This is a genomic window from Agrococcus versicolor (genome assembly GCF_039531815.1).
In the GTDB taxonomy this organism is placed as follows: domain Bacteria; phylum Actinomycetota; class Actinomycetes; order Actinomycetales; family Microbacteriaceae; genus Agrococcus; species Agrococcus versicolor.
Map to the genome: position 1 here is coordinate 211,584 of NZ_BAAAQT010000006.1, position 12,167 is coordinate 223,750.

Consider the following 12,167-nt stretch of genomic DNA (forward strand, 5'->3'; position numbering starts at 1 on the left):
GAATCGGACCGAGAAGGGTCGAGACCAAATGGGATACACGAAGCGGCTCGTGGAGCGGGAGCAGCGCCTCGGGCGCCCCGTCCGCGTGGGACTCGTCGGCGCAGGCCAGATGGGCACCGGATTCATCGCGCAGATCGCGCGGCAGAAGGGCGTCGACGTCGTCGCCGTCGCCGACGTCGCCATCGAGCGCGCCGAGGACGCCCTGCGCAAGGCGGGCATCGACGACGTCACCCGCGGCGACGAGGCCGCGCTCGCGGCCGCGATCGAGGCCGGCGGCCACGTCGTGCTCGACGACGGGCTCGCGCTGACGCGACTCCCCGTCGACATGGTCATCGAGGTCTCGGGCGTCCCCGAGGTCGCCGCCAAGGTGGCCCTCGCCTCGCTCCTCGCTGGCAAGCACGTCGCGCTCATGACCGTCGAGGCCGACGTGACGGTGGGCCTGCTGCTGCAGGCCGTCGCCAAGCAGTCCGGCGCGATCTACACGGTGTGCCGCGGCGACGAGCCCGTCGAGTGCCTCAAGCTCGTCGAGTTCGTCGAGGACATCGGCCTCGAGGTCGTCATGGCGGGCAAGGGCAAGAACAACCCGCTGCACCAGGACGCCACCCCCACGAGCCTCGCGGAGGAGGCGGAGCGCAAGGGCATGAACCCGCGCATGCTCTGCTCGTTCGTCGACGGCACGAAGACGATGATCGAGATGGCCGACCTCGCCAACGCGACGGGCCTCGAGCTCACGCGTCGCTCGATGCACGGCCCCGAGGCGAGCGTCAAGACCCTGCAGGACGTCTTCAAGCCCATCGAGGACGGCGGCATCCTCGAGGCGAGCGGCGTCGTCGACTACGCCACGGGCGACGTCGCCCCCGGCGTCTTCGTCATCGGCAAGGCGACGCACCCCGTCGTCCACGAGGAGCTCTCGTACCTGAAGATGGGCGTCGGCCCGTACTTCTCGTTCTACCGTCCGTACCACCTCGCCTCCATCGAGGCCGTGCTGTCGATCGGCGAGGTCATGATCGACGGCGAGCCCTCGCTCGCACCGCGCGCCTGGAAGGCCGACGTCTCGGCGATGGCGAAGCGCGACCTCGTCGCGGGCGAGCGCATCGACGGCATCGGCGGCGAGCACGTCTACGGCGACGCCGTGCCGGCTGCGGAGGCCCGCGCCAACCGCGAGCTGCCCATCGGCCTCGCGAGCGCGGCGACGCTCGTGCGCGACGTCGCGAAGGGCACCGCGATCACGTACGACGACGTCACGCTCGACGAGAGCCGCACGATCGTGCTGCTGCGCAAGCTGCAGGACGCCCTGCTCGCCGCCGGCGTGCTCGACGGTGGATCCGCCCCGATCGACCTCGGCGCGCTCGCCGGCGCCGGAGCCCGCTGATGGTCGACATCGTCCACGACCGCGAGCTCGCCATCGAGGCGCTCGGCACGCTGTGGCGCATCCGGCGCTTCGAGGAGGCCGTCGAGGACCTCTACGGCCGCGGCATGATGCACGGCACCATGCACCTGTCGATCGGCCAGGAGGCCGTGCCCACGGGTGCGTGCCTCGCGCTGCGTCGCGACGACTACATCACGTCGACGCACCGCGGCCACGGCCACTGCATCGCCAAGGGCGCCGACCTCGAGCGCATGATGGCCGAGCTCCTCGCGAAGGAGACCGGCTACTGCCGCGGGCGCGGCGGCTCGATGCACATCGCCGACGCCGCGACGAACAACCTCGGCGCCAACGGCATCGTCGCCGGCGGCGTGCCGATCGCGGCGGGTGCGGGCCTCAGCGCCCAGATGCGCGGCACCGACCAGGTCGCCGTCTGCTTCCACGGCGACGGCGCGATGGGCGAGGGCGCCTGGCACGAGGGCGTCGTCCTCGCCGCGATGTGGAAGCTGCCCGTCGTCTTCCTCTGCGAGAACAACCTCTACGGCATGTCGATGTCGTCGGCGAAGGCCTTCCCGCTCGAGCGGCTGTCGGACCGTGCGAACGGCTACGGCATCCCGGGCGTCACGGTCGACGGCAACGACGTCCAGGCGGTGCACGACGCCGTCGAGACCGCCGTCGCTCGCGCGCGCGCCGGCGAGGGCCCCACGTTCATCGTCGCCGAGACGTACCGCTGGCGCGGGCACTCGAAGAGCGACAAGAACCTCTACCGCACGCGCGACGAGATCGAGTCGTGGCGCGAGTCGAACGACCCCATCGCGCGCTTCGAGCGCACGGTGACCGAGGCCGGGACGCTCACGGAGGAGGACGTGCAGCGGGTGCGCGACGAGGTCCGCGACGACCTGCGCGCCGCCGTGCAGCGTGCCGCCGCCGCGCCCGACGCGACGCCCGAGGGACTCCTCGACGCCGTGTTCGCGACCACCCAGGGAGCCATGCGATGACCATGCAGGACCAGCGCGTCGACGCGGGCGCCGGCACCGAGCACCCCGTGGGCCTCGGCGCGCGCCCGGGCGCCGAGACGACCGAGATGACCTACGCCGAGGCGATCCGCGACGCGCTGCGCATCGCGATCGAGGGCGACCCGTCCGTCTTCATGATGGGCGAGGACGTCGGCCGCTACGGCGGCGCCTTCGGCGTCACGGGCACGCTCGTCGACGACCTCGGCACCGACCGCATCCGCGACACGACGATCTCGGAGCTCGGCATCGTCGGCCTCGGCGTCGGCGCCGCCATGACGGGCATGAAGCCCATCGTCGAGATCCAGTTCTCGGACTTCACGGCGCAGGCGATGGACCAGATCGCCAACCAGGCAGCGAAGATCCACTTCATGCTCGGCGGCGAGGCGAGCGTGCCGCTCGTCATCCGCGCGCCCGGCGGCTCGGGCACGGGCGCCGCGGCGCAGCACTCGCAGTCGCTCGAGTCGTGGTTCGCCCACATCCCGGGCCTCAAGGTCGTCATGCCCGCCTCGGGCGACGACGCGAAGGGCCTGCTGCTCGCCGCGCTCGACGACCCGAACCCCGTCATGATCATCGAGCACAAGTTGCTCTACAAGCAGACGTTCGAGGTGCGCACGGGCGACGTGCGCACGCCGATCGGCAAGGCCGCCGTGCGGCGCACGGGCGGCGACGTCACGATCGTCGCCACCGGCGTCGAGGTGCAGCGCTCGCTCGAGGCCGCCGAGCTGCTCGCGGCGCAGGGCATCGAGGCGACGGTCGTCGACCCGGTCACGCTGACGCCGCTCGACTCGGAGACGATCCTCGCCGAGGTCATCCGCACCGGCCGCGCCCTGCTCGTGCAGGAGGCCGTGCAGACGCTCGGCTTCATGAGCGAGGTCTCGGCGATCATCGCCGAGTCGGAGGCGTTCGTGCACCTGCGCGCACCCATCCGCCGCCTGTCGGGCCTCGACGTCCCCATCCCGTACGCGCCGAAGCTCGAGCGCGCCGTGGTGCCCCAGGTCGACGACATCGTGGCGGCCGCGACCGCCCTCGTGCGGGAGTGGTGACATGCCCGAGCTCGCGCTGACGATGCCCAAGATGTCGATGACCATGGAGGAGGGCACCATGGTCGTCTGGCTCAAGCAGCCGGGCGACGCCGTGAAGAGCGGCGAGGCCGTGGCGGAGGTGACGACCGACAAGGTCGACATGGAGGTCGAGAGCCCCTACGACGGCGTGCTCGCGCGCATCGTCGCGGAGCCCGACGACGTCGTCGCCGTCGGCGACCCCATCGCGTACATCGCCTCCGACAGCGACGACCTGCTCGGCGGCCTCTTCGACGCGCCCTCGGGCGACGCCGTCGAGGCGGCGCCGGTGCCGGATGCCGTCGCCGAGCCCGCGAGCACCCCCGAGGCCCCCGCGGGCGGTGCGGCCGACTGGCCCGCCGCCGTGCCGGCGGCCCGCACGCTCGCGCAGTCCTCCGGGGTCGCCCTCGGCACCGTGCAGGGCACGGGCCGCTGGGGTGCGATCACCGTCGCCGACGTCGAGCAGGCGTCGGCGCCCCAGCCTGCGGCGGCGTTCGCGACAGCGCCGCCGCAGCCCCCCGTCGCGCCGGTGCCGGCAGCACCCCCTGCCGGCGGATCCGCGCCGGCACCGGCCGCGGCTCCTGCCGCGCAGGCGCCGAGCCGTCCGCGGTCGCCGAGCGACCCCGCGGCGGCGCGCCGTCGTCGCACGCGCATGGCGGTCGCTCGGGTCATGGACGCCTCGGCGCTCGTGCCGCAGTTCACCGCCTACGTCGACCTCGACCTGTCGAGGCTCGACGCCGTGCGCAAGACGGACCTCGGCGGCGCGAGCTGGACGGCGATCCTCATGCGCATCCAGGCGCAGGCGCTCGCCGAGTCGGCGCCCGTGAACCAGACGTGGACGGACGACGGTCCCGTCGCCAACGTGCACGTGGGCATCGCGCTCGCGGTCGACAGCCCGAACGGCCTCATCGCGCCCGTGTTCGTCGACCCGCACCGCGGCACGCTCGCGGCACTCGCGGCGGCCATCGGCGAGACGGTCGAGCAGACGCGTGCGGGCACCCTTCCCGCCGACCGCCTGCAGGGCGGCACGAGCGTGCTGTCGAACCTCGGCGGCTTCGGCATCGAGCGCTTCAACGCGCTCCTGACCCCGCCGCAGTCGTCCGCGCTCTCGACCGGCTCGATCGCGCAGCGCCTGCTCGTGCACCCCGACGGCTCGTTCGGGCCGCGCCTGCAGTGCACCGTGGGGCTCACGCTCGACCACCGCGTCGCGGACGGCGCCGATGCGGCACGCGTGCTGCAGCGCATGCGCGAGCTCACGGCGAACCCGGCCCTGCTGGGCTGACGCGCGGCGCCGGCGCACGCAGCACGACGCCGGCGCCCGCAGCACGACGCCCGCAGCACGACGAAGGGGCCCACCGAGCGGTGGGCCCCTTCGTCGTGCCGTCTGTCGTGCGTCGCGCGTGGCGCGTCGCAGGCGATCCGGGGGTGCGGAGGGAGCATCCCCCTCGCACCCCCGCCTGCGAAGCGCCTCGCGCCTCGCGCTGCAGCCTCGGCGGGCTACGCCTCGGCGGGCTGCGGCGGCTCGGAGGCGCGCTCGCGCTGCGTCGCCTCCAGCTCCGCCTCGGCCGCGGCCTTGCGCGCGACGTCGCGGCGACGCTCGACGCGCGAGACCGCGAAGGCGAACCCGAGCGCGAGCACCGCGAGGACGCCGATCGTCCAGCCGCCCATCTGCGACGCGCCGAAGAAGAGGCCCGTGAGCGGGTTGGCGCCGTCGACGAGCGACGAGATGCGCGTCGCGCCGTCGGGCAGCTCGAAGCCGGCCGACTGGGCGATCTGCGTGAACGAGCCCGCCGTCGCCGTGGCGATGAACAGGCCGATGCCGATGACGATCGCGCCGCCGATGACCGACCGCACGATGTTGCCGCGGAAGATCGGCACCATGATCGCGACGATGAACGGGATGGTCGCGAGGTCGACGAGCGGCAGCACCGTGTTGCCGAGCGGCGCGAGGGCGACGGCGACGACGACCGTGACGGGCACGAGCACGAGCGACGTCGCGAGCACGGCCGGCTGGCCGACCGCGATGGCGGCGTCGAGGCCGATGTAGAACTTGCGCCCCGGGAAGCGGCGCTCGACGAAGGTCTTCGCCGACTCCGAGATGGGGATGAGGCCCTCCATGAGCAGCGACACCATGCGCGGCAGCAGCACCATGACGGCCGCGAGGCTCACGGCGAGCGTGAGGATGGCGATCGAGTCGCCGCGCGGGTCGTCGAAGCCGAAGCCGAGGATGCCGAGCAGGATGCCGAGGACGAAGCCGAGGATCATCGCCTCGCCGAAGACGCCGAAGCGCTTCTGGATCGTCGTGGGATCGGCGTGCAGGCGGTTGAAGCCCGGGATGCGGTCGAAGAGCCAGTTGAGCGGCGCCGCGAAGGCGATGTACGGCACCGAGGTGCCGTGGGGGAAGGAGATGTCGGGGAAGCCGAAGTACTTCTGGATCCACGGGGCCGAGAGGTCGGCGAGCGCGAGCACGACCGTCATGTGCACGGCTGCGGCGGCGATGCCCAGCCAGAACGACTCGGTCACCGCTGCCACGAGCGCGCCCACGAGCGCGGTGTGCCAGAAGTTCCACAGGTCGATGTTGAACGTGCGCGTGAGGCCCGTGGCGAGCAGCACGATGTTGACGACGAGGCCGAGCGGGATGATGATCGCGCCGACCGTCGAGCCGAAGGCGATGGCCGCCGACGACGGCCAGCCGACGTCGATCGTCGTGAGGTTGACGCCGAGGCTCTCGGCGATGCCGGTCGCGGCGGGTCCGACCTGCGTGCCCATGAGGCCGATGACGAGGTTGATGCCGATGAAGCCGACGCCGATGAGCAGACCGGCGCGGATGGCCTGCGGCACCTTCTGCCCGAGGATGAGGCCGAAGATCGCGATGAGGAACGGCAGGGTGATCGAGGCGCCGAGCGTGCTGAGGTAGCCGCTCACCTCGCTGAGGATGTCGGTGAACGCGTCCATGAGAAGCTCCTTCGCTCCTACGGTGACAGGGGAGGGGTGCGGCCGAGGCCGCGGCGATGCGGGCTAGGCGAGGTGGGCGCGCAGCTGCTGGTGCACGCCGTCGACGCCGATGCCGGTGAGGAACGGCAGACCCGCGACGACGGGGATCTGCACGCTGTCGGGCACCTGGGTGGTCGCGACGATGAGGTCGGCGTTCGGGGTGCCGGTGAGGAGGTCGGCGACGGCGCCCTGCGAGATCGTCGCCTGGATGCCCTCCGACTCGCAGAATGCTCGGACCTTCTGCACGACCACGGTGGAGGTCGCGACGCCGGTGCCGCAGATGACGAGGATGCGCTTGGTGCTCATGGGGATGCTCCTTCGCATCGTCCGGGACGGATGGCATGATCTTGGCACCGATCTCGCGATCGTGCGTGCGGCGCGCACATCTGTGCCGCAAGATGGGGTCATCCGTGAGCGAGAGGTCGGCCGATGGGTGACATGACGATGCAGGCGCTGCCGACGGCGTGCGCCGTGCGCCTGGAGGCGGCCGACGCCGAGGACGCGCTGCGGCGCATCGCCGCGCTCGCGGTCGAGGCGGGCCACGCGGAGCCGACGTTCCCCGACGCGCTCGTGCGACGCGAGCTCGCGTACCCGACCGGTCTGCCGACCGCGGTGGCCGTCGCGATCCCGCACGCCGACCCGACCCACGTGCGCGAGGCGGGCTTCGCCGTCGCGACGCTGGCTCGGCCGGTCTCGTTCGGCGTCATGGGCACGGCCGACGACCGGATCGACGTCGACGTCGTCGTCGCGCTGCTCGTCACCGAGGCGCACGCGCAGGTCGAGGTGCTGACGACCCTCGTCGACATCGTGCAGCGCGACGGCTGGGAGACGACGCTGCGGGCGGCGGAGACCCCCGAGCGGCTCGCCGCGGCGTTCGACGCGCTGCTCGACGCCTAGCCGAGCCGGGCGACGCCGCCGCCGCCTACGCCTCGGCGAGCAGCGCCGTCGCGAGCGGCTCGTCGACGATGAGCACGTCGACGAGGTCGCGCGAGAGCGCCGCACGCACGGCACGCGCCTTCTGCGCGCCCACGGCGACGGCCACGACCGACTCGATGCCGCGCAGCGCGTCGAGCTCGATCGCGACGACGCGGCGGTCGACGGGGGAGTCGACGTAGGTGCCGGAGGCGTCGAAGAAGCGCGTGCAGCAGTCGCCGATGGCGCCGCTCGCCTCGAACTCGGCGCGCTCCTCGTCGGAGAGGTTCGTCGACTCGACGATCGCCGCGGAGGCGCCGGACCCGACGACGCCGATGCCGACGATCGCGATCTGCGCCCGTGCGGCGGCCTCGAGCACGGATCCGATGGTCGACTCCCGCAGCAGCCCGTCGCGCAGCGACGCGGACTCGACGACGGCGGGGGCGTACAGGCGGCGGTGCCCGGCGCCCAGCCGCGTCGCGAGCGAGCGCACGAGCACGTTGCCGTCCTGCGCGGAGTCGACGATCGACAGCCCGCCGACGAGCGGCAGCACCTCGAGCCGAGGCCGCGAGCGACCGGGCTCCACGGCGTCGACGACGGCCTGCACGCTCGCACCCCACGACAGGGCGATGGCGCCCTCGTGGGGCGCCTCGCGCTCGAGCCACTCGGCGCCGAGCAGGCCGACGCGGCCGAGCTCGTCGTCGGCTCCGCGTGCGACGCGCACCTCGCGCAGCCCGAAGCGCTGCTGCAGCAGCTGCTCGAGGTCGGTGGCGCGACCGAAGGGATCCGTGATCGTGATCGTGACGATGCCGGCCTTGCGCGCCTCGGCGAGCACCCGGGAGACGTTCGATCGCGAGACGCCGATCGCCTCGGCCACCTCGGCCTGCGACAGCCCGTCGACGTAGTACAGGGTCGCTGCGCGCACGAGCGTCTCCTGCGAGCGGGCGGACGGCATCGGACTCCCTCGTCGTCGGGTGTCCGCCGATCCTACGTCCCGACGCAGCACCCAGGCGTCATCCGGTCAGCGGGCCGCATAGGCTTTCCCGGTGACCATCCGCATCCACGACTCGCGCGCGCAGCGCATCGTCGACCTCGCGCCCGTGCGCGAGGGCGAGGTCTCGTTCTACGTGTGCGGTCCCACGGTGCAGTCGAGCCCCCACGTCGGCCACCTTCGCAGCGCGCTCGCCTACGACGTCTGGCGTCGCTGGCTCGAGCACCGCGGTCTGCGGACGACGCTCGTGCGCAACGTCACCGACATCGACGACAAGGTGCTCGCGAACGCGACGGGGCACGAGTCGTGGTTCGCGCTCGCCTACCGCGTCGAGCTCGAGTTCACGGCCGCGTACCGCGCGATCGGCATCCTGCCGCCGACGTACGAGCCGCGCGCGACCGCGTCGATCCCGCAGATGCAGGAGCTCATCCAGACGCTCGTCGAGCGCGGCCACGCCTACCCGGCGCTCGACGGCTCGGCCGACGTCTACTTCGACGTGCGCTCCTGGAGCGAGTACGGCGCCCTGACGCGCCAGCGGCTCGAGGACCTCGAGCCCGCCGGCGACGCCGATCCGCGCGGCAAGCGCGACAGCCGCGACTTCGCGCTGTGGAAGGCGTCGAAGGACGACGAGCCGGCATCGGCCTCGTGGGCGTCGCCGTGGGGCGCCGGCCGACCCGGCTGGCACATCGAGTGCTCGGCGATGGCCCGCCGCTACCTCGGCGACGCGTTCGACGTGCACGGCGGCGGCCTCGACCTGCGCTTCCCGCACCACGAGAACGAGCTCGCGCAGTCGAGCGCCGCCGGCCTGCCCTTCGCGAGCGTGTGGAGCCACAACGGCACCGTGAACGTCGACGGCGAGAAGATGTCGAAGTCGCTCGGCAACTCGATCTTCGCCGCCGACCTGCTCGCGAGCGCCCGGCCCATCGTCGTGCGCTACTTCCTCGCGACGCCCCACTACCGCTCGGCGATCGACGTCCGCACGGTCGAGGGCGTGCTGGCCGACGGATCGCTCGCGGAGGCCGAGGCCGCGTTCGCGCGCATCGAGGGCTTCCTCGAGCGCGCCGGACGCCTGGGCGACGTCGCCGTCGGGGCGGTCCCCGCCGCGTTCGCGGCCGTGATGGACGACGACCTGTCGACGCCGCAGGCCGTCGCCGCGCTGCACGACGCCGTGCGCGCGGGCAACGCCGCGATCGACGCCGGCGACGAGCGGGCGGCGCTCGACGCCGCCTCCGCGGTGCGCGGCATGCTCGGCGTCCTGGGCCTCGACCCCTCCGACCCCGCATGGGCCGTCGCGGAGGGCGGTGCGGCGGAGGCCGCGCTCGGCCGACTCGTCGAGACCCTCATCGCCGACCGTCGCGCCGCGCGCGACGCACGAGACTTCGCCGCCGCCGACCGCATCCGGGACGCGCTGTCGTCGTCGGGCATCGCGGTCGCGGACGGCAAGGACGACACCACCTGGAGCATCGCATGAGCAGCAGCAACAAGCCGCAGCGCCCCCGAGGCAAGAAGGGCGCCACGAAGGGCACCGGCGGCAAGAACCGTCGCTCGCTCGAGGGCAAGGGACCGACGCCGAAGGCCGAGGACCGCGCCTGGCACCCCGCCGGCCAGCGCAAGGCCGCGAAGGACCGCCTCGAGGCGGCGCAGGCGCGCAGCGGGCGCCCGACGCAGCAGCAGCAGCCCCCGCGGCACCGCAAGCCGACGAGCGCGAGCGACGACTCCGAGCTCGTCACCGGTCGCAACGCCGTGCTCGAGGCGCTGCGCACCCGCATCCCCGCGACGACGCTGTACGTCGCCGCCCGCATCGAGGTCGACGAGCGCGTGCGCGAGATCCTCAAGCTCGCGACGTCGCGCGGCATCCCCGTGCTCGAGGTCATGCGGCCGGAGCTCGATCGGCTCTCGGGCCCCGACACCGTGCACCAGGGCATCGCCATCAAGGTGCCGCCCTACCAGTACGCGCACCCGAGCGACCTGCTCGAGCGCGCGCGCAAGGCGAAGCAGCCCGCGCTGCTCGTCGCGCTCGACGGCGTGACCGACCCGCGCAACCTCGGCGCCATCATCCGCTCGGCGGCGGCGTTCGGGGCGCACGGCGTCATCGTGCCGCAGCGTCGCTCGGTCGGCGTCACGGCCGCCGCGTGGCGCACGAGCGCCGGCGCCGCCGCGCGGACGCCCGTCGCGATCGCGGCGAACCTCACGCGCGCGCTCGAGGACCTCAAGGCCGAGGGCGTGTTCGTCATCGGCCTCGACGGCGACGGCGACATGAGCCTGCACGAGCTCGAGCTCGCGGACGGCCCCATCGCGATCGTCGTCGGCAGCGAGGGCAAGGGCCTCTCGCGCCTCGTCGCCGAGACGTGCGACGCGATCGTCTCGATCCCGATCACGGCGGCGACCGAGTCGCTCAACGCCGGCATCGCGGCGTCGGTGACGCTCTACGAGGTGGCGCGCCGCCGCACCGCCTGACGCGCAGGCGGTCAGACGAGGTCGCGCCAGTCGACCTCGTCCTCGTCGTCGTCGTCGCCCATCGGCAGCCCGCCGGGGCCGACGATGCGGATGGGGATGGTCTGCGTCGAGACGCCGAGCACGGCGGCCTCGTCGCGCCGATGCTCGAGCACGTCGACGACGTACGACTGCACGGCCTCGGCGAGCGGCACGCTGCGCGACTCGCGCTCGGCGACGTACCAGCGGTGCTCGAGCACCTGGTGGAAGATCTCCGCCGGCTCGAACTTGCCGCGCAGGTGGCGCGGCACCGACTGCACGACGGGCTCGAAGCGCGTGACGAGCCAGTCGTGCGCGAGCTGCTCGTCGTCGGCGTCGGGGTCGCGCCGGCGCTGCGACGCGGCGAACTGGTCGAGGTCGTTGAGCATGCGACGCGCCTGGTTCTCCTCGGCGTCGAGGCCCGTGAGGCCCAGCAGGCGCCGGTGGTGGTGGCCGGCGTCCACGACCTTCGGCTGGATGCGCACGCTCGTGCCCTCGGAGTCGGTGCGGATCTGCAGCTCCTCGATGTCGAAGCCCAGCGCGTTGAGCCGCTCGACGCGCTCGTTGATGCGCCACCGCTCCGCCTGGTCGAACTGCTCGACCTCGGTGAGCTGCGCCCACAGCTCGCGGTACTGCGCGACGATCGACCCCGCGACGTCGACGGGATCCTGGCCGTCGTCGAGGCGGCCGCCCGCCTGCAGGTCGAGCAGCTCGCCTGCGATGTTGACGCGCGCGATCTCGAGGTCGTTCTCGCGCTGCCCGCGCGACAGCCCGCTCGGGTAGAGCTTGCCCGTCTCCGCGTCGACGAGGTACGCGGCGAACGCGCCGGCGTCGCGCCGGAAGAGGGTGTTGGACAGCGACACGTCGCCCCAGAAGAAGCCCACGAGGTGCAGGCGCACGAGCAGCAGCGCGAGCGCGTCGACGAGGCGCTGCGCCGTCGCGACCTTGAGCGAGCCGGAGTAGAGGGCGCGGTACGGCATCGAGAACTTCAGGTGCCGCGTCGCGAGGATGGTGTCGAGCGGCTCGCCCGCGTCGTCGACGCGGCCCGCCACGACCGCGAGCGGCTCGACGCACGGCACCTGCAGCCGCTGCAGCCTGCGCAGCATGTCGTACTCGCCGCGCGCCATCTCGTCGCTTGTCTCCTTGAGCGCCACGACGCGTCCCGAGAGGTGCGCGAAGCGCACGAGGTGCCGCGAGATGCCCTTCGGCAGCGTCACGACGACGTCGTCGGGCCACTCGTCGAGGGGGACGTGCCAGGGCATCTCGAGGAGGGTCGCGTCCATGAGCGCCGACGTGATCCGGAGGTTGCCGCTCATGCATCGAAGCCTAGCCAGGGCGCATGGGGATGCGTGGCCTAT

The 12,167-nt window shown here is 72.9% G+C and carries 11 protein-coding genes; 7 read left to right on the forward strand and 4 right to left on the reverse strand.

Annotated elements, in window-relative coordinates; all coding sequences use genetic code 11:
- The first annotated feature begins 28 nt into the window (after positions 1 to 28).
- The 4 genes from ABD249_RS09315 to ABD249_RS09330 are packed head-to-tail and all read left to right on the forward strand — an operon-like array spanning position 29 to position 4,722.
- Positions 29 to 1,372, forward strand: coding sequence for an NAD(P)H-dependent oxidoreductase (locus ABD249_RS09315; RefSeq protein ID WP_344342859.1), 1,344 nt, complete (start codon positions 29 to 31; stop codon positions 1,370 to 1,372).
- Entirely contained in the window at positions 1,372 to 2,364 is a 993-nt protein-coding gene (locus tag ABD249_RS09320; RefSeq protein WP_344342861.1) for a thiamine pyrophosphate-dependent dehydrogenase E1 component subunit alpha, read from the forward strand. Before ABD249_RS09315 ends, ABD249_RS09320 begins: the two co-directional genes overlap by 1 nt.
- Positions 2,361 to 3,425 carry an alpha-ketoacid dehydrogenase subunit beta gene (locus tag ABD249_RS09325; RefSeq protein ID WP_344342863.1) on the forward strand — a complete coding sequence of 355 codons (1,065 nt, stop codon included), beginning with the start codon at positions 2,361 to 2,363 and terminating at the stop codon, positions 3,423 to 3,425. Before ABD249_RS09320 ends, ABD249_RS09325 begins: the two co-directional genes overlap by 4 nt.
- Position 3,426: 1 nt before the next feature.
- Positions 3,427 to 4,722 carry a dihydrolipoamide acetyltransferase family protein gene (locus ABD249_RS09330; protein WP_344342865.1) on the forward strand — a complete coding sequence of 432 codons (1,296 nt, stop codon included), beginning with the start codon at positions 3,427 to 3,429 and terminating at the stop codon, positions 4,720 to 4,722.
- Positions 4,723 to 4,937: 215 nt separating this feature from the next.
- Here the strand turns inward: ABD249_RS09330 and ABD249_RS09335 are convergent, their stop codons facing one another.
- A complete protein-coding gene (locus tag ABD249_RS09335) occupies positions 4,938 to 6,395 on the reverse strand; it encodes a PTS galactitol transporter subunit IIC (protein ID WP_344342867.1) in 1,458 nt (485 codons plus the stop codon).
- 63 nt (positions 6,396 to 6,458) lie between these two features.
- Positions 6,459 to 6,740, reverse strand: coding sequence for a PTS sugar transporter subunit IIB (locus ABD249_RS09340; RefSeq protein ID WP_344342869.1), 282 nt, complete (start codon positions 6,738 to 6,740; stop codon positions 6,459 to 6,461).
- 132 nt (positions 6,741 to 6,872) lie between these two features.
- On the opposite strand from ABD249_RS09340, the gene ABD249_RS09345 reads away from it, so the two are divergent.
- Positions 6,873 to 7,331: a PTS sugar transporter subunit IIA gene (locus ABD249_RS09345; RefSeq protein WP_344342871.1), complete on the forward strand. Its 459-nt coding sequence runs from the start codon at positions 6,873 to 6,875 to the stop codon at positions 7,329 to 7,331.
- A 25-nt stretch (positions 7,332 to 7,356) separates the two neighbouring features.
- On the opposite strand, the gene ABD249_RS09350 is transcribed toward ABD249_RS09345, so the two are convergent.
- Complete coding sequence (locus ABD249_RS09350) at positions 7,357 to 8,271, reverse strand: sugar-binding transcriptional regulator (protein ID WP_344342873.1); 915 nt, start codon at positions 8,269 to 8,271, stop codon at positions 7,357 to 7,359.
- Positions 8,272 to 8,392: 121 nt separating this feature from the next.
- On the opposite strand from ABD249_RS09350, the gene cysS reads away from it, so the two are divergent.
- On the forward strand, positions 8,393 to 9,808 hold the full coding sequence (gene cysS / locus ABD249_RS09355; RefSeq protein WP_344342875.1) for a cysteine--tRNA ligase: 1,416 nt from the start codon (positions 8,393 to 8,395) through the stop codon (positions 9,806 to 9,808).
- Positions 9,805 to 10,794, forward strand: a complete 990-nt coding sequence (gene rlmB, locus ABD249_RS09360; RefSeq protein ID WP_344342877.1) for a 23S rRNA (guanosine(2251)-2'-O)-methyltransferase RlmB — start codon at positions 9,805 to 9,807, stop codon at positions 10,792 to 10,794. Before cysS ends, rlmB begins: the two co-directional genes overlap by 4 nt.
- A gap of 11 nt (positions 10,795 to 10,805) precedes the next feature.
- Here rlmB and ABD249_RS09365 read toward each other — a convergent pair whose 3' ends face one another.
- Positions 10,806 to 12,125, reverse strand: coding sequence for a DUF4032 domain-containing protein (locus ABD249_RS09365; RefSeq protein ID WP_344342879.1), 1,320 nt, complete (start codon positions 12,123 to 12,125; stop codon positions 10,806 to 10,808).
- Between the last annotated feature and the right edge of the window lie 42 nt (positions 12,126 to 12,167).